General features: G+C 35.1%; 15 protein-coding genes. 9 read left to right on the forward strand and 6 right to left on the reverse strand.

The genetic code is table 11. The features are described from left to right. The 3 genes from ACZ5CF_RS08525 to ychF form a co-directional block, all read right to left on the reverse strand. Positions 1–2,637 (reverse strand): DNA gyrase/topoisomerase IV subunit A, encoded by a 2,637-nt coding sequence (locus ACZ5CF_RS08525; protein ID WP_464578861.1) that lies wholly within the window; start codon positions 2,635–2,637, stop codon positions 1–3. A gap of 24 nt (positions 2,638–2,661) precedes the next feature. After that, the gene (locus ACZ5CF_RS08530; protein WP_464578862.1) at positions 2,662–4,524 is read right to left on the reverse strand and encodes a DNA topoisomerase IV subunit B; all 1,863 of its coding nucleotides are present in this window, start codon (positions 4,522–4,524) and stop codon (positions 2,662–2,664) included. A gap of 158 nt (positions 4,525–4,682) precedes the next feature. Further along, positions 4,683–5,774 carry a redox-regulated ATPase YchF gene (gene ychF / locus ACZ5CF_RS08535; RefSeq protein ID WP_464578863.1) on the reverse strand — a complete coding sequence of 364 codons (1,092 nt, stop codon included), beginning with the start codon at positions 5,772–5,774 and terminating at the stop codon, positions 4,683–4,685. 123 nt (positions 5,775–5,897) lie between these two features. On the opposite strand from ychF, the gene ACZ5CF_RS08540 reads away from it, so the two are divergent. Then, entirely contained in the window at positions 5,898–8,591 is a 2,694-nt protein-coding gene (locus ACZ5CF_RS08540; RefSeq protein WP_464578864.1) for a TonB-dependent receptor, read from the forward strand. Between the two features lie 87 nt (positions 8,592–8,678). On the opposite strand, the gene ACZ5CF_RS08545 is transcribed toward ACZ5CF_RS08540, so the two are convergent. Next, positions 8,679–9,032, reverse strand: coding sequence for a 4Fe-4S dicluster domain-containing protein (locus tag ACZ5CF_RS08545; protein WP_464578866.1), 354 nt, complete (start codon positions 9,030–9,032; stop codon positions 8,679–8,681). A gap of 70 nt (positions 9,033–9,102) precedes the next feature. On the opposite strand from ACZ5CF_RS08545, the gene ACZ5CF_RS08550 reads away from it, so the two are divergent. The 8 genes from ACZ5CF_RS08550 (at position 9,103) to ACZ5CF_RS08585 (ending at position 16,607) form a co-directional block, all read left to right on the forward strand. After that, positions 9,103–10,164, forward strand: a complete 1,062-nt coding sequence (locus ACZ5CF_RS08550) for an acyl-CoA reductase (protein ID WP_464578867.1) — start codon at positions 9,103–9,105, stop codon at positions 10,162–10,164. An 89-nt stretch (positions 10,165–10,253) separates the two neighbouring features. Continuing rightward, entirely contained in the window at positions 10,254–11,318 is a 1,065-nt protein-coding gene (serC, locus tag ACZ5CF_RS08555) for a 3-phosphoserine/phosphohydroxythreonine transaminase (RefSeq protein WP_464578868.1), read from the forward strand. Between the two features lie 21 nt (positions 11,319–11,339). Next, positions 11,340–12,302: a D-2-hydroxyacid dehydrogenase gene (locus tag ACZ5CF_RS08560; protein ID WP_464578870.1), complete on the forward strand. Its 963-nt coding sequence runs from the start codon at positions 11,340–11,342 to the stop codon at positions 12,300–12,302. Positions 12,303–12,403: 101 nt separating this feature from the next. Beyond that, positions 12,404–13,042, forward strand: a complete 639-nt coding sequence (locus ACZ5CF_RS08565; protein WP_464578871.1) for a DUF937 domain-containing protein — start codon at positions 12,404–12,406, stop codon at positions 13,040–13,042. A gap of 102 nt (positions 13,043–13,144) precedes the next feature. Next, a complete protein-coding gene (locus ACZ5CF_RS08570; RefSeq protein ID WP_464578872.1) occupies positions 13,145–13,582 on the forward strand; it encodes a DUF6146 family protein in 438 nt (145 codons plus the stop codon). 31 nt (positions 13,583–13,613) lie between these two features. Next, entirely contained in the window at positions 13,614–13,922 is a 309-nt protein-coding gene (locus ACZ5CF_RS08575; RefSeq protein WP_464578873.1) for a DUF6787 family protein, read from the forward strand. Further along, the gene (locus tag ACZ5CF_RS08580) at positions 13,922–14,254 is read left to right on the forward strand and encodes a hypothetical protein (RefSeq protein ID WP_464578874.1); all 333 of its coding nucleotides are present in this window, start codon (positions 13,922–13,924) and stop codon (positions 14,252–14,254) included. Before ACZ5CF_RS08575 ends, ACZ5CF_RS08580 begins: the two co-directional genes overlap by 1 nt. Before the next feature lie 49 nt (positions 14,255–14,303). Further along, entirely contained in the window at positions 14,304–16,607 is a 2,304-nt protein-coding gene (locus ACZ5CF_RS08585; protein WP_464578875.1) for a TonB-dependent receptor, read from the forward strand. Positions 16,608–16,638: 31 nt separating this feature from the next. Here the strand turns inward: ACZ5CF_RS08585 and ACZ5CF_RS08590 are convergent, their stop codons facing one another. After that, positions 16,639–16,938: a hypothetical protein gene (locus tag ACZ5CF_RS08590; protein ID WP_464578877.1), complete on the reverse strand. Its 300-nt coding sequence runs from the start codon at positions 16,936–16,938 to the stop codon at positions 16,639–16,641. Between the two features lie 31 nt (positions 16,939–16,969). Beyond that, on the reverse strand, positions 16,970–17,569 hold the full coding sequence (gene folE, locus ACZ5CF_RS08595) for a GTP cyclohydrolase I FolE (protein WP_464578878.1): 600 nt from the start codon (positions 17,567–17,569) through the stop codon (positions 16,970–16,972). Positions 17,570–17,597: the final 28 nt, after the last annotated feature.

Below are 17,597 nucleotides of genomic sequence, written 5' to 3' on the forward strand. Positions count from 1 at the left end.
TTAATCTAAGGGTAATGTTATTTGGCTTTCACCGTCTTTATTTTTTTGGGTACCGCTTTTATCATTGCTTTTAACTTCCTCTTCTTCTACTACCTCAATGTCTTCTGCGGGCTTGTTTTCTACTTCTTCGTAAGGCAACGGTTCTAGCAAGTCTATATTTTTTACTTTATCCGGTGTGAGCTGGTTGCCTTGGGCTTTAATTCCTTTCACACTAATAAATTCTTCTAAATTAACAACCATATTGGGTTTGGCACTTTTTCCTCTGGGTTTAGCAAAACTCACTTCTACTTGAGGACGCCAATCTGTAGAAATAATTTCTAAATATGATTTTGGATGTTCTGATATAATAATTTCTTCTTTATTTTCATTTTCAACTAAAAAACGCTTTACATAAAAACGTTCTTTTTCGCCATCAAAATAAATAGCAGATATAGGCTTTTTTCTGTTCCATTTTTCAAGCACAATCATATCATCATCAAAATGCGTAGTAAGCTCCGGGATTATTGTTTTTACCAAACCGGATTGCGTAATAACTAGCAATCTATCTTCTCCTTTAAACTCGCCTAAAAGCTCTCCTCTGCCATCAACATTTAGGCGTCTAACTACATCATCGTACCATATTTTTCGGGGTTTTAAGGTAGAGACTCCTTTTTCTTTTAAATCAATTCTCTTAACAGCGTATTTGGTTACAATATTACCTTTAGCGTTACGCCCTTTAATTAGAACATCGGCAAAATCTAAATCCCATTTTAGTTTTTTTATGCTTCCTACTTGTCTAAGATTTACGGTTACTACTTCGGCTTCACCATTCGGGTTAGCTGAAAAGTAAAGTACTTGAGATTGTTTTTTACCTTGAGTTAAATCGTACTCTTTGTCTCGTGTAACACCACTTACATAAAAACGCTTTATATAGCTTGCACCACCTTTACCGTCTTTATAAATCATATTGTAAATGGTGCGCTTATCTCCTTTTTTAAATACAGCTACGTGAATAATGTTTTTACCTACAAATGTTTTACTGTCTACTTTAGTAACCATCATTTTACCGTCGCGGGTAAAAACAATTATATCATCTATATCACTGCAATCACAAACGTATTCGTCTTTTCGGAGCGAAGTTCCTATAAAACCTTCTTCTCTGTTAACGTAAAGCTTTGTATTTCTAATTACAACTTTAGTAGCTTCAATATCATCAAATACTCTAATTTCGGTTTTACGCTCTTTACCTTTTCCGTAGGTCTTTTTTAGATGCGTAAAATAGTCTATAGCGTATTCAATAAGGTTATTTAAGTTATGCTTTACCTCTTTTATTTTATCTTCAAGAGATTCAATAAATTGTTTTGCCTTGTCTATATCAAACTTAGAAATCCGTTTTATTCTAATCTCCGTTAGTTTAACAATATCTTCTTCTGTTACCGCTCTCTTGAGGTGTTTTGTATGTGGTTTTAATCCTTTATCTATAGCTTTAAGTACGCCTTCCCAAGTGTCTTGTTCTTCAATGTCCCTATAAATTCTATTTTCTATAAAAATACGCTCTAATGATGCAAAATGCCACTGTTCTTCTAACTCTTGTAATTGAATTTCGAGCTCAGATTTTAATAACTGAACAGTATTGTCTGTTGAGCGGCGAAGAATTTCTGATACGCCTAAAAAATGAGGTTTGTTATCTTGAATCACACAACCTAACGGAGATATTGATGTCTCGCAAGCCGTGAATGCATAAAGTGCATCAATGGTTTTGTCCGGAGAAATTCCGGAAGGTAAATGCACCAAAATTTCTACCTGCGCAGCAGTATTATCCTCAATACGTTTAATTTTAATCTTGCCTTTGTCATTAGCTTTTAAAATAGAATCTATTAAAGACGATGTGTTAGTGCCATACGGAATCTCTGTAATAACCAGCGTGTTTTTGTCTAACTGTGAGATTTTGGCTCTAATTCTAATTCTACCACCTCGTTCCCCATCATTGTAGTTAGTAACATCCATTATTCCGGCTGTAGGAAAGTCTGGATATAGCGTAAACTTTTTGCCTTTTAAATGCTTGATAGAGGCGTCTATTAACTCATTAAAATTGTGTGGAAGTATTTTGGTTGATAAACCTACTGCAATTCCTTCTGCTCCTTGTGCTAACAGTAATGGAAATTTAACCGGTAAATGTACAGGTTCTTTCTTTCGGCCGTCATACGATAATTGCCACTTGGTTATTTTTGGGCTATAAACAACTTCTAAAGCAAATTTAGATAGCCTGGCTTCTATATATCTTGATGCTGCAGCACCATCTCCGGTTAAAATATTTCCCCAGTTACCTTGCGTATCAATTAACAAGTCTTTTTGCCCTAATTGCACCATGGCGTCTGCAATACTGGCATCACCGTGGGGATGGTACTGCATGGTGTGCCCTACAACATTTGCTACTTTATTGTAGCGCCCGTCGTCTAGTTCTTTTAATGCGTGCATTATACGACGCTGAACAGGCTTAAAACCGTCTTCCATGGCAGGTACGGCACGCTCTAAAATTACATACGAAGCATAGTCTAAAAACCAATCTTTGTACATTCCCGTTACACGGGTTATAGAGTTTTGGTTGTTATCTTCTGATTGATTATTGGCTAGAAAAGAATCTTGATTTTCTTCCATGTAAATAAAACACAATTAACTGGTTTATAGCTCTTCTTCCTCTATTACGTCAAGTTCTACTTTAAGATTATCTATAATGAATTCTTGTCTGTCTGGAGTGTTTTTGCCCATGTAAAAACGCAATAAATTATCTATAGACATAGCCTTGTCTAACATAACCGGCTCTAAACGAATATCATCTCCTATAAAATGTTTAAATTCATCAGGAGATATTTCACCCAATCCTTTAAAGCGGGTAATTTCAGGTTTACCGGTAAGTTTTTCTATTGCTTCTCGTTTTTCTGCCTCACTATAGCAGTAAATGGTTTGTTTTTTGTTACGAACTCTAAACAATGGGGTTTGTAAAATGTATAAATGACCTTCTTTTATTAACTCCGGATAAAATTGCAGGAAAAACGTTATTAATAAGAGTCTTATATGCATACCATCTACATCGGCATCGGTAGCAATTACAATGTTATTGTACCGAAGATTTTCCATAGACTCTTCTATATTTAAAGCTGCCTGAAGCAAATTAAACTCTTCATTTTCATAAACAATCTTTTTACTCATACCGTAAGAGTTTAACGGCTTACCTCGTAAACTAAAAACAGCTTGCGTATTTACATCACGAGATTTAGTAATAGAACCCGATGCAGAATCTCCCTCTGTAATAAAAAGGGTGGTTTCTAAACGTCTTTCGTTTTTTAAATCGTTTAAATGTATTCTACAATCACGTAGTTTTTTATTGTGTAAACTAGCTTTTTTAGCACGTTCACGCGCTAACTTTCTTATTCCGGAAAGCTCTTTACGCTCTTTCTCTGCTTGTAATATTTTTTTCTGAATTGCTTCGGCTACTTCAGGGTTTTTATGAAGAAAATTGTCAAGGTTAGTCCCAACAAAATCGTTTACATAGGTTCTAACGGTAGGTAAGCCTCCTCCCATCTCTGTAGAGCCGAGTTTTGTTTTGGTTTGCGACTCAAAAACCGGCTCCATAACCTTAATAGAGATAGCCGCAATGATAGATTTTCTAATATCTGAAGCATCATAGTTTTTACCGTAAAAATCTCTAATTGTTTTTACGATTGCTTCTCTGAAGGCACTTAAGTGTGTTCCTCCTTGTGTGGTGTTTTGGCCATTTACAAAAGAATGATACTCTTCGCTATACTGTGTTTTGCTGTGTGTTATTGCAACCTCTATGTCGTCTCCTTTTAAATGAATAATAGGATACAACATATCGTCTGCATTGGTAGAATCTTCTAAAAGATCTTTAAGTCCGTTTTCTGAATAATATTTCTGACCGTTAAAAACTATGGTAAGCCCCGGATTAAGGTACACATAGTTTTTAATCATACGTTCTATATACTCGGTTCTAAATCGAAAGTTTTTAAATATAGTTTCGTCCGGAACAAAACTTACTTTTGTACCCTTTCGTTTTGATGAAGATTCTACGGGCGACTCATTAGTGAGTTCTCCTTTACTAAACTCTGCAACCTTTGTTTGATTGTCTCTATTAGATTCTACTCTAAAATAAGAAGAAAGGGCGTTAACAGCCTTAGTACCTACTCCGTTTAACCCAACTGACTTTTTAAAAGCTCTGGTATCATATTTACCTCCGGTATTCATTTTAGAAACTACATCTACAACTTTACCAAGAGGTATTCCTCTTCCATAATCTCTAACGGTAACCTGATTGTCTTTTATAGAAATCTCGATGGTTTTACCGGCGCCCATCACAAACTCATCGATAGAGTTGTCTAACACCTCTTTAAGTAGAATGTAAATACCATCATCTGCAGTAGAACCATCGCCCAGCTTACCAATATACATACCGGGACGCATTCTAATATGCTCTTTCCAATCTAACGAGCGTATATTGTCTTCGGTATATTGAGCTGTTTGTGCCATAAACGGAGATTTAGGATATGTTGCTAATATAACAACTCAATCTTATAAATAAAACCCGGCAGGTTTAAAAGTAATTAACAAACCGGCTTATTTATTTACAATCAGCAAGTTTTGAAGCCATTATTCATCTATTTTAAGCAAAAAAATGTAAAAACAGCCTAAACATTAAACCTAAAATGCATAATGTCTCCGTCTTGTACAACATACTCTTTTCCTTCTACACGCATTTTTCCAGCTTCTTTAACTTTAGCTTCGCTACCGTATTTAATATAATCATCATACGATATTACTTCGGCTCTAATAAACCCTTTTTCAAAATCAGAATGTATTACTCCGGCAGCTTGTGGTGCAGTAGCTCCGACATCTATCGTCCAGGCTCTAACTTCTTTCTCTCCGGCAGTAAAATAGGTTTGTTGATTAAGCAGTTTGTATGCAGCTCTAATTAATTTAGATACCCCGGCTTCTTCTAAACCTAAATCTTCTAAAAACAGTTGTCTTTCTTCGTAGCTTTCTAATTCGGCTATATCGGCTTCTGTAGCTACCGCAAGCACAATTAGCTCGGCGTTTTCATTTTTTACCGCCTCTTTAACACGCTCAACATGAGCATTTCCTGTTTTTGCAGAAGCCTCATCAACATTACAAACGTATAAAATAGGTTTTGCCGTAAGTAATTGTAAGTTTTTTACAAATTCAAACTCTTCTTCAGATACTTCTACTGCTCTAGCAGATATACCTTGCTCTAAGGCAGCTTTATACTTATCTAAAACGGCTTTTTCTTTTTGCGCTTCTTTATCACCTGTTTTGGCAGCTCTATTAACTTTATCCAGGCGCTTTTCTACAGTTTCTAAATCTTTTAACTGTAGCTCTATGTCTATAGTCTCTTTATCTCTAATCGGGTCTACGCTACCATCTACATGCACAATGTTATCATTATCAAAACAACGCAATACATGTATAATAGCATGACATTCTCTAATGTTTCCTAAAAATTGGTTTCCTAGTCCTTCTCCTTTGCTTGCTCCTCTAACTAATCCTGCAATATCTACAATCTCTACAGTAGCCGGCACTACCCTTTCTGGCTTAACTAAAGATTCTAATTTTTCTAAGCGTTCATCGGGTACATTTACAACTCCTAAATTGGGTTCTATGGTACAAAACGGGAAGTTTGCACTTTGTGCTTTTGCATTAGATAGGCAGTTAAACAAGGTAGATTTTCCTACGTTTGGCAATCCTACAATTCCGGCTTTCATAAGGTTTATTTTAAAATCGGCGCAAATATAGCATTTATAATTAGTTGTTTTGTAAGGATTAAAATGTTAAAAAAAACAAAATTTTTAATACTTTTAGCTCCTATTAACCAATCAAAAATGCTTATGAAATCTATTTACAGTTGTTTTTTAGCGTTTCTTTTTTCTATCTCGATAGCTGTTGCACAGCAAACAGTATCGGGTAAAGTAACAGACGATAATGGAGTGCCTTTAGCAGGTGTAAACATTGTAGAAAAAGGAACAACAAATGGTACAACAACTGATTTTGACGGTAATTATCAAATATCAGTTGCATCTGATGCCACATTGATTTTTAGCTACGTTGGTTTTACCACGAAAGAGATTGCTGTTTCCGGGCAATCAGTTATTAATGTATTATTATCTGAAGGTGTTGCTTTAGACGAAGTACAGTTAGTAGGTTCTCGTAGTCCTAAACGTACTGCTACAGATACCGCTGTACCTGTAGATGTTATAGACGTATCTGAAGTTGCCACACAAAGTGGAAGGATTGAAGTAAATGAGCTGCTACAATATGCAGCACCCTCTTTTAACGCAAATAAGCAGTCTGGTGCAGACGGTGCAGATCATATAGATCCTGCAACTTTGCGAGGTTTAGGTCCGGATCAAACCTTAGTTTTAATTAATGGTAAAAGACGTCACCAGTCTTCTTTAATTAATATTTTTGGAACACGCGGAAGAGGTAATACCGGAACTGATTTAAATGCCATTCCATCTGCAGCTATAAAACGAATAGAAATATTACGTGACGGTGCTGCTGCCCAGTACGGTTCTGATGCTATTGCAGGTGTTATAAACATTGTTTTAAAAGACAAAACGGACGAAGTTACCGGTTTTGTTAGTTATGGGGCTTACAGTACGAATGCAAATGTAGATACCAGCGATTTTACCGATGGTAACTACGGAGTATGGAATACTGATGGTTTTAGATTAGATACCGATAAAGACGGAAACCAAATAGGAGACGATCAGAACTTTGATGGAGGCTCATTTAAAGCCGGTTTTAACTATGGAGTTGGAATTGGCGAAAACGGTTTTATTAACATAACAGCAGAGTATGTAAGCAAAAATAAAACCTTACGTCCGGCATTCGACTTCAGAAAAGGCTTTGGTGAAGCAGCTATAGACGGATTTAATTTTATGGTTAACGCTTCTGTGCCAATTTCTGAAAACGCAGAGTTTTATGCCTTTGGAGGAAGAAATTACAGAGATACCGATGCTTATGCATTTACCAGAAATGGTGGGGCTCGTGTAATTCCTGAAATTTATCCGGATGGCTTTACTCCTCGAATTACATCAAACATTATTGACAATTCTGTTGCAGCCGGATTTAGATCTGAATTGGCTAGCGGTTGGAAAGTAGATTTGAGTAATACCTACGGAAAAAACAATTTTCACTACTACATTAAAGGAACACTTAACGCATCATTACAAGAAAGCTCTCCAACTGATTTTGATGCCGGTGGCCATAGTTTAAGTCAGAATACCATAAACTTAGATTTCTCTAAGTACTACGATGATGTTTTATATGGTATGAACTTGGCTTTTGGTGCAGAGTACAGAACAGAGAACTTTGTAATTTTTGCCGGCGAAGAAGGCTCTTGGGGAACTTACGATGTTAACGGACTATTAATAACAGATCCTGCAAATCAAACACAGCCCACAGATCCAGATTCGGGAGATCCAAGACCGGGAGGTTCTCAAGGATTCCCCGGGTATGCCCCTGCTAATGAGGTAGACAGAAGCCGTTCTAACTTCTCATTATATGCAGATGGTGAATTTGATTTGTCTGAAGCTTTCTTATTAAGTGCAGCAGCTCGTTTTGAGAACTATAGTGATTTTGGTAGCACTCTTAATGGTAAATTGGCAATGCGTCTTAAAGCATCAGATAATTTTAATCTTAGAGGTTCTGTGAGTACCGGATTTAGAGCACCATCTTTAGCTCAAATTTATTACAATTTACGCTTTACAAACTTTATTGGTGGGCAGCCTTTAGACCAACTGTTATCACCAAATAACAGCCCTGTAACAGCATCATTCGGTATTGGTCCGTTAAAAGAAGAAAAAGCAGTGAATGCCGGGTTAGGATTTACCGCAACCTTTGGCAATTTTACTGCAACTGTTGATGGATATTTTATTGATGTTAAAGACAGAATTGTACTTACCGGTAATTTTGATGCTCCACAGATTCCTAATGTTGCTGCTGCACAATTCTTTGCTAACGGTGCAGATACGCAAACAACCGGTTTAGATGTGGTTTTATCTTGGAGAAAGAATTTTGCAGATAATAGTAGTGTTTCTGCTACATTTACTGGTAATGTGAACGACATGAAGATTAAAGAAGTTAAAAACGGAAATTTAGATGAGCAAACCTTTTTTGGTGAGCGCGATAAGGCCTTTTTATTAGCTTCTGCTCCTGATAGTAAGTTCACGCTTAATGTAAATTATAACAAAAATTGGTTTGATGCCGGTTTAGCATTAACTCGCTTTAGTGAAATAGAGTTATTAGATTTTCAAATGTTCGAAGATCCGGCAGATTATGGAGGATTTGATAGTCTAGTAACAGCAGCTACAGATACCTATTCTCCAAAAATTGTTACCGATGTTGTGTTTGGTTTTAGACTTTGCGAAGGGTTAAAACTAAACGTAGGAGCAAATAACTTGTTTAACGTATATCCGGATCAGCAAGACGATTGGACTGAGAGTGGTGGTTACTGGGATTCTGTACAGATGGGATTCGGTGGTGCTTACTACTACAGCAGATTATCGTTTAACTTTTAGTAAATAACCAACCCGTAATACTAACCAACCAAAACCAAAAACCCGAGCTATTTGCTCGGGTTTTTTATTAAAAGCAAAGATAAATTTTTACTCATCTGGGTGCATAAAACGCTGTTTAGCCAGCAATTCTTCTTCGGTTTCAACATTATCTTCATCAGGTACACAGCAATCAACCGGACAAACTGCAGCACATTGAGGCTCTTCGTGAAAACCTTTACATTCTGTACATTTATCAGGAACTATGTAATAAATTTCATCAGATATAGGTGTTTGTGCGTCGTCTGCATTAACAGTTTTGCCGTTAGGTAACACAATATCTCCAGACAATTGAGTGCCATCTGCATAGCGCCAATCGTCTGCACCTTCATAAATTGCAGTATTTGGGCACTCAGGTTCGCAGGCACCACAATTAATACATTCGTCTGTTATAATAATAGCCATAACATTCTTTTTAGTTTGCGTAACTTTGCAGCTGCAAAAATAACGCCATTTAATATACTGAACAAATATAATGACAGCACTAAAATCTAGAATACAAGCTTTTGTTAAATTAGGAAGTTTTTTACAACAATTTGCAACAACCAAACCAACAAAAGATAATTCTGTACCTCATAACGATACTTTTTTTGATTTGTTTTCTAATCAATTAAAACTTGCAGAAATTTCTAACGGTTGGTTTACTCCAGATAATTTAGCCTTTGCATGCAAGCAATGGGCTAACACACTCACAGAAGATGCTTTAACTAAGTGGCTTACCTCCTACACTATTAAAGATACAAGTTCTAAAACTGTAGCTGTAGTTATGGCGGGTAATATTCCGTTGGTGGGATTTCACGATTTTTTAAGCGTGCTTATAACCGGGCACAAAGTGTTGGTTAAACTTTCATCAAACGACAAACACTTACTACCAATATTAGCAAAGTATTTAGAAACTGTTTCTCCGGATTTTAAAGGACGAATTCATTTCACGAGTGAAAAACTTTCTGATTTTGATGCTGTTATTGCAACCGGAAGTGATAATACAGCAAGGTATTTTGAATATTATTTTAAAAACAAACCTGCCATAATTAGAAAGAACAGAAATTCTGTTGCAGTATTACAAGGCAATGAAACCCAAGAGCAATTAGAAGCTTTAGGCGAAGATATTTTTAGATATTTTGGATTGGGGTGTCGTAGTGTATCTAAATTATTTGTACCTGTAAATTATGATTTTGATAAGTTTTTTAAAGGAATTTATAAATATCATTCAATAATCAATTACAAAAAATACGAGAACAATTACGATTACAACAAGGCTGTATATTTAATGAGTCAATTTAAAATTCTAGAGAATGGCTTTTTTATGTTAAAAGAAGACAACCAATATGCCTCTCCTATTGCAACTGCATTTTATGAAAAGTACACAGATTTAAATACACTAAAGCAGAAACTTACTGAAGATACTAATAAAATACAGTGTATTGTTGCCAACAATTTTATAGAAACCGAAGTCCCTTTTGGTAAAACGCAACAGCCAAGCTTAACAGATTATGCAGACGGTATAGATACAGTAGATTTTTTAATAAATCTATAATAAATATTGTGTAGTAATGTCTCAAAATAATTTCAAAATTAGCACCTTTGTAAAGCAATAAGCAACCACAAAACGTAATTAACGTTACTATGAAAAAACATAACTTTAGTGCCGGTCCGTGTATTTTACCTCAAGAAGTATTTAAACAGGCTGCAGAAGCGGTTTTAAACTTTAATAATTCTAACTTATCGTTGTTAGAAATTTCACATCGAAGTAAAGATTTTGTAGATGTAATGGAGCAAGCCAGATCGCTTGCCTTAGAGCATTTAAACTTACAAGGCAAAGGCTACAAGGCGCTTTTTTTGCAAGGTGGTGCAAGCACTCAGTTTTTAATGGTTGCATATAATTTGTTAAATAAAAAAGCTGCTTACTTAAACACCGGTACATGGGCAGATAAAGCCATTAAAGAGGCTAAATTTTTTGGCGAAGTTATAGAGGTGGGCTCGTCTAAAAAAGACAACTACAATCATATACCCAAAAATTACACCATTCCTAATGATGTAGATTATTTTCATTGTACCAGTAACAATACAATTTACGGTACACAAATAAAAGAGTTCCCTAATACAAGTGTACCAATGGTGTGCGATATGAGTTCTGATATTTTCTCAAGGCAATTAGACTTCTCTAAGTTTGATTTAATTTATGCCGGGGCTCAAAAAAATATGGGGCCTGCAGGAGCTACACTTGTTATTGTAAAAGAAGACATATTAGGGAAAGTAGAACGTAAAATACCATCTATGATGGATTATAAAGTTCACATTAGCAAAAGTAGTATGTTTAACACTCCTGCTGTTTTTCCGGTATATGTTTCTATGCTAACCTTGCAGTGGTTAAAAAACATGGGAGGTATTGCTGCTATAGAAGAGTTAAACGAACGTAAAGCAAAACTTTTATACTCAGAAATAGATATAAATCCATTATTTGAAGGGTTTGCCAAAAAAGAAGATCGTTCGTACATGAACGTAACTTTTAATTTAGTTAATGACGACCTTAAAGAAACTTTTGATGCTCTTTGTAAAGAAGCGGGTATTAATGGTTTAAACGGACATCGATCTGTTGGTGGATACAGAGCTTCTTTATACAACGCATTACCATTAGAAAGCGTTGAGGTATTAGTTGATGTAATGAGCGAATTAGAACGTAAAGCCTAACATAAAAGTAATTTTAAAAGAATGAAAGTATTAGCAAACGACGGAATTTCTACGAGTGGTGTTAAAGCATTAGAAGAAGCGGGATTTGAAGTAATAACTACAAAAGTTGCTCAAGAGCAGCTTATAAACTTTATAAACAACAACAATATTGATGTTCTTTTGGTTAGATCTGCTACCAAAGTAAATAAAGATGTTATAGATGGTTGTCCTTCTTTAAAAATAATTGGAAGAGGTGGTGTAGGAATGGACAATATCGATGTTGAGTACGCAAAGAAAAGAGGAATTCATGTAATAAATACCCCTGCCGCCTCTTCAGAATCTGTAGCCGAGCTAGTTTTTGCACATTTGTTTGGCGGAGCAAGATTTTTGTATGATGCAAACAGAAATATGCCATTAGAAGGTGATACTAATTTTAGTAAGTTAAAAAAAGCATATGCTAACGGATTAGAATTACGTGGTAAAACCCTTGGTATTATTGGACTTGGAAGAATTGGGCAAGCTACTGCAAGAATAGCGCTTGGTGTTGGAATGAAGATCATGGCTTATGACCCATACATAGAAAAGGCTACTATAGATTTACCATTTTACGATGGTAGATCGATATCATTTACAATAGAGACAGTATCTAAAGAAGAAGTCTTAAAAGAAGCCGATTTTATTACGCTTCATGTACCCGCACAACAAGATTACATTATTGGTAAAGCAGAAATAGCGCTAATGAAAAATGGTGTTGGAATTGTAAATGCTGCTCGAGGTGGTGTTGTAGATGAAGTTGCCTTAATAGATGCTTTAGATAATGGTAAAATAGCATTTGCAGGGTTAGATGTGTTTGAAAATGAGCCAAAACCTGCTATCAAAGTTTTAATGCACCAAGGAGTATCGTTAACTCCACATATAGGAGCTTCTACCCGAGAAGCCCAAGACAGAATCGGTTTAGAGTTAGCAGAACAAATAAAACAATTGTTACTCACCGAGAAAAAATAACTCTTCAAAGACAAAAACAAGAAAAAAGTTAAATAAGAAAACTGCAGTCCTAAGATTGCAGTTTTTTTTATGTATTTTACTACCTATTAAATATAATTATTATGTCTGGTATTTTAGATTTATTAAATGGCGATATGGGTAAAGCAATTATTCAAGGGGTATCGCAACAAACAAAAGCATCAGAAAAACAAACATCTGATGTGCTTTTAATGGCATTGCCTGTACTCACTCAAGCAATGAAACGAAACTCTACATCATCTAAAGGAGCTCAAGGGCTTTACAATGCTTTAAATGATAAACACGATGGAAGTATTTTAGATGGCCTGTCAGATTTATTTTCAGGAGGTGTAAATGATCATGTTATGCAAGATGGAGCAAAAATTCTAAATCATGTATTAGGTAATAAACAAACCAATGTAACCAATGCTTTGAGCAAGCAATCTGGCTTAGATTCAGATACAATCGCTCAAATTTTACAAGTTGCAGCTCCAATTCTAATGGGTATTCTTGGAAAGAAATCTAGAACCCAACAAGTAAGTGGCCCAAGCGGTCTTGAAAGTATGCTTGGGGGGCTTCTTAGCACTAATAGCGCAAAACAAGAGCAATCTTTTCTAGAAGCTATTTTAGATGCCGATAACGATGGCAGTGTTGTAGATGACGTAGCTGGAATGTTACTAGGTAATAATAAGAAAAAAGGAGGTTTAGGAAGCTTATTGGGTGGTTTTTTAGGAAAGAGTTAGTTTTAAAGTTTCAAAGTACCCTCTTATATAAACAGGCTTTTTGCCTGTTTATTTTTTGTTAAAGCTATTGTTGTGTTTTTTACATTTTGTAACTTTATGAATATGAGAAATATAGCACATATAGTTCTGTTGTTTATATTTGTTTTGGCTTGTAGTACTCAAAAAGTGGCGTTAAGCCCAGAAGAAAGAGAATTATTTAATGCTAAACAACCCGATACGGTTGCTATTAAAAGCGAAAAAACTGAGTATGAAATTATAATTATTGAACCCGGTTTTAATGCTTGGTTAGAAAGTATAGCAAGGCCAAGAGGATACTACAGTCAGGAGTTTCTGGAAAATAGAAACGCTATATATGTTGCCGAATGGAACAGAAGAGTATTAAACCCGTTTACCTACAATCCAAATCTTTACGAAATGCAAATAAATTATGATCCTTCAATAGATTATGGCTATGAGGTAAACTACAAGTTGTACTATTATTTTATTTATTTTCAGCGCAAATACAATCAACGGTTAGCAGGGTTTGTCCCCAGAATATAAATATGTACTTTTGCACCCCTAAAGTAACACTATGAATAAGCTTAAAGAACGTTGGGGAATAGTATCTAATACGCAATTAATAATAATTTTTATTGTATTTGGAATTACTGGTTCGGTTTCTGCTAAAATTGCCGGTCCGGCTATGGATATTATGGGTTGGTATCAAGAAACTATGAACCCTTGGATTTATTGGCCTGTTAGAATTTTGTTAATTTTTCCCATTTATCAAGTTTTATTAATTTTCTTTGGGTGGTTATTTGGTCAGTTTACTTTTTTCTGGAATTTCGAAAAGAAAATGTTATCCAGAATGGGGTTATCTTTCTTGTTTAATAACAAGTAATGAGCTTATTGTTACAGCACATATACCGCTTTTGTTTATCACTTATACTAAGTGCCAGCATTCTTTTTCCTAATATTTACGAAGGAATTCATGTTTTTTCTGAACACGAACATGAGGTTTGTATAGATGCCAGTTCAACGCACTTACACAACAAAGATGTTTCTTGCGATTTATTAAAACATAAACCAAGTAATCAGTTTGTTTTTGAGTTTGATTCTCATGATTTTAAAATCATTCAAACTCCTGCATTAAAAACGCCTTTACTTGTTAATTTAGTTAGTTCATCACATTATTTAAAAGAGAGTCCCAGAGGTCCGCCTGCCTATTCTTAATTCTCGTTTTAAATAAAATCTTCAATTACTAACTAAATTTTTATCAAACATGAAAAAAATTCAAGTTATAATGCTTTTAATAAGCATTGTAAGTTTTAATATTATTTATAGCCAACAAACACTATCTGGCGTTGTAAAAGATGCAACAATAAATCAGCCTATATTTGGTGCTACAGTATATTTTCCGGAATTAGAAAAAGGGGCTACAACCAATATAGACGGTAACTTTACAGTAGAGAATTTACCCAATGGTGTTTTTAAATTAATTGTTTCGTATTTAGGCTACGAAACCTATTCTACAACCGTAAATACTCAAACAGATACAACATTAACAATTTTACTTACCCCCTCTCCTATAGAAATTAAAGAGGTAGTAGTATCTACACCATTTCATAAGTTGCAGTCAGAAAATGTTATGAAAGTAGAACGCGCAAGTGTTGAAAGCCTTAAAAGTAAGGGTGGTATAACACTTGCGGATGGTATTAATAACATACCGGGGGTCAGTACCATTACTACCGGAACAGGCATTGCTAAACCTGTAATTAGAGGTTTAAGTGCAAACAGAGTTTTGGTTTATACACAAGGAGTTAGATTAGAAAACCAGCAATACGGGCAAGAACACGGTTTAGGGCTCTCTGACGCCGGTGTAGAAAGCGTAGAAGTTATAAAAGGTCCTGCTTCATTACTCTACGGCAGTGATGCTCTTGGAGGAGTTTTATACCTCTCTCCAGAGAAATTTGCGAACGCGAACACCTATGAGGCAGATGTAAGTGCAAAATATTTTTCTAACACTCAAGGATTTAATTCTAGTGCAGGATATAAATCTTCATCGGATGCTTTTAAGTTTTTATTTAGAGGAAGTGTTTCTGAACATTCTGACTATAAAACAGCCAATGAAAGAGTGACTAATACGCGTTATAAAGAGCAGGACTTTAAAGCCGGTATTGGTTATCAATCCACAAAATTTAAAACAGACTTTAGATATAACACAAACCTATCTAAAATAGGAATACCTGAAGAAATTGCAGATCAAACTACCAGTAGAAAAATTACCTCTCCGTACCAAGATTTAGCTAATCACGTGCTAAGTTCTAAAACAATGCTCTTTTTTAACAACTCTAGCTTAGAAGTTAATTTAGGATTTGTTTATAATGATAGAAAAGAGTTTGAAGAACATCACCATGGTCATGATCGCGATGATGAAGATCACCATGACGATGAACACGAAGATGAAGAGCATGAAGACGAGGACGAAGAGCATCATGATGATGAACATCATGATGAAGAGCATGAGGAACACGAAGAAGGGGAAGCTGCTTTACACATGAAGTTAAAAACATTTAACTACGATGTAAAATATAAACTCCCTAAAATTGGTAAAACAGAAACTATTGTTGGTGTTCAAGGAATGAACCAAACCAATACAAATTATGGTGAAGAAATTTTAATCCCGGATGCTACAACAAATGATTTTGGAGCATTTATAACTTCGCACATACATTTTTCTACTTTAGATCTTCAATTGGGAGTGCGTTTTGATAATAGACAGATTGATGTTGAAAATAGTTTTAGTAAAAACTATAACAGTTTTAACGGTGCCCTTGGTGTAAAAACAAATATTAGCAAGAATGTTGTTACTCGTTTAAATTTGGCAACAGGGTTTAGAGCTCCAAACCTATCAGAACTAACTTCAGATGGTGTGCACCATGGTACTAACAGGTATGAAATTGGTAATTCTGATTTAAACACAGAACAAAACTTTCAGGCAGATTTAAATATTGAATTTGCTAATAAACATGTAGAGTTTTACGTGAATGGTTTTTATAATAATGTTAAAAATTATATTTATTTAGAGCCTACAGGGACAGAAATAAATGAAGCCCCGGTGTTTAATTATGTTCAAGATGATGTCTATTTGTATGGTGGTGAAATAGGACTTCATATTCATCCCCACCCTTTAGATTGGTTACATTTAGAAAGTAGTTTTGAGACCGTTACCGGTAAATTACAAAACGATGAGTATTTGCCGTTAATACCAGCTAATAGCTTTACAAATACGTTACGCATAGAATACAGCACATCGAATATTAAACAAGGATATGCTTTTGTAAGTGTTCAATCGGTTTTTGATCAAAATAATGTTAGTGAGTTTGAAACCACTACACCTGGGTATAGTTTATTAAGTGCAGGTATTGGAGGTACAATTAAATTATTCAGTAAAGATGTAACCCTAACTGTTGCAGGTAATAATCTTACCAATAAAACGTATATAAATCATTTATCACGTTTAAAACCAGACGGCATAGCCAATATGGGAAGAAACATATCTTTTGGCTTATCAACGAATTTATAATAAAAAAAAGCGCTCAAAAAGAGCGCTTTTTTTATTCTTTAATTTCTATAACCGACGATTTTTTTCTGTTTAAAACAAATGTGTAAAACCACATTAATGTAAATGTTGGTATTACATCTAGACCAGGTAAAAGCTCCTCTACAAATGTAACTACTCCAGCTACTTGTCCGGGTGTTCCTTTGTAAAGGCGTGTCATAATCCAACCAGACAAAGGTGCCCAAATAACATCTGTAAAAGCTCCTATTCCCGGTATTGTAAATGAAAGCATCCCAATAGCATCAAGCAGAATACTTAAGGCTAATAATTTATACTTATTATTTTTCTTATTCATACTTAAGAGTAAACAAATAAAATGCCAAACACTATGATAAATCTGTGCTAATAAGCTTTAAAAACTCATTTCTGGTTTCAATTCGTTCAAATGCGCCTCTAAAACCAGAGGTTGTTGTAACAGAGTTTTGTTTTTGCACTCCTCTCATCATCATACACATATGTGCAGCTTCTATAACCACAGCAACACCTTGTGGTTGCAACGTGTTGTTTATACAATCTAAAATTTGCTCTGTTAAACGTTCTTGTACCTGCAACCTTCTTGCATAAACATCTACAACCTTGGGTAGTTTACTTAAACCAACAATTTTTCCGTTGGGTATATAGGCAATATGAGCTTTACCAAAAAACGGGAGCATATGGTGTTCACACAATGAGTACAACTCTATGTTTTTTACAATAACCATCTCATTATACGACTCATTAAACATGGCGCTTTTTAAAATAGCTTCTGCATCTTGGCTATACCCTTGTGTTAAAAACTGCATAGCTTTAGCTGCTCTTTCAGGTGTTTTTAGCAAGCCGTCTCTAGAGGTGTCTTCACCTAGCTCATTAATTATAGTTTTAAACAGTTGCGTGATTTGTTGAGTTTTTTTGCTTGGGTACTCTTCAAAGTTTTTGTATTGGGCCATAATTTTAGGTATTGGCAATTGCTTAAAA

Source organism: Lutaonella thermophila (assembly GCF_055387725.1).

What these genes read in the sequence shown, in the direction of transcription:
- ychF (WP_464578863.1), bottom strand. Translation starts at nt 5,774, where the DNA reads ATGAAAGCCGGAATTGTAGGATTGCCAAACGTAGGAAAATCTACCTTG.
- serC (WP_464578868.1), top strand. Translation starts at nt 10,254, where the DNA reads ATGAAAAAACATAACTTTAGTGCCGGTCCGTGTATTTTACCTCAAGAA.
- ACZ5CF_RS08540 (WP_464578864.1), top strand. Translation starts at nt 5,898, where the DNA reads ATGAAATCTATTTACAGTTGTTTTTTAGCGTTTCTTTTTTCTATCTCG.
- ACZ5CF_RS08545 (WP_464578866.1), bottom strand. Translation starts at nt 9,032, where the DNA reads ATGGCTATTATTATAACAGACGAATGTATTAATTGTGGTGCCTGCGAA.
- ACZ5CF_RS08590 (WP_464578877.1), bottom strand. Translation starts at nt 16,938, where the DNA reads ATGAATAAGAAAAATAATAAGTATAAATTATTAGCCTTAAGTATTCTG.
- ACZ5CF_RS08560 (WP_464578870.1), top strand. Translation starts at nt 11,340, where the DNA reads ATGAAAGTATTAGCAAACGACGGAATTTCTACGAGTGGTGTTAAAGCA.
- folE (WP_464578878.1), bottom strand. Translation starts at nt 17,569, where the DNA reads ATGGCCCAATACAAAAACTTTGAAGAGTACCCAAGCAAAAAAACTCAA.
- ACZ5CF_RS08575 (WP_464578873.1), top strand. Translation starts at nt 13,614, where the DNA reads ATGAATAAGCTTAAAGAACGTTGGGGAATAGTATCTAATACGCAATTA.
- ACZ5CF_RS08550 (WP_464578867.1), top strand. Translation starts at nt 9,103, where the DNA reads ATGACAGCACTAAAATCTAGAATACAAGCTTTTGTTAAATTAGGAAGT.
- ACZ5CF_RS08585 (WP_464578875.1), top strand. Translation starts at nt 14,304, where the DNA reads ATGAAAAAAATTCAAGTTATAATGCTTTTAATAAGCATTGTAAGTTTT.
- ACZ5CF_RS08565 (WP_464578871.1), top strand. Translation starts at nt 12,404, where the DNA reads ATGTCTGGTATTTTAGATTTATTAAATGGCGATATGGGTAAAGCAATT.
- ACZ5CF_RS08570 (WP_464578872.1), top strand. Translation starts at nt 13,145, where the DNA reads ATGAGAAATATAGCACATATAGTTCTGTTGTTTATATTTGTTTTGGCT.
- ACZ5CF_RS08525 (WP_464578861.1), bottom strand. Translation starts at nt 2,637, where the DNA reads ATGGAAGAAAATCAAGATTCTTTTCTAGCCAATAATCAATCAGAAGAT.
- ACZ5CF_RS08580 (WP_464578874.1), top strand. Translation starts at nt 13,922, where the DNA reads ATGAGCTTATTGTTACAGCACATATACCGCTTTTGTTTATCACTTATA.
- ACZ5CF_RS08530 (WP_464578862.1), bottom strand. Translation starts at nt 4,524, where the DNA reads ATGGCACAAACAGCTCAATATACCGAAGACAATATACGCTCGTTAGAT.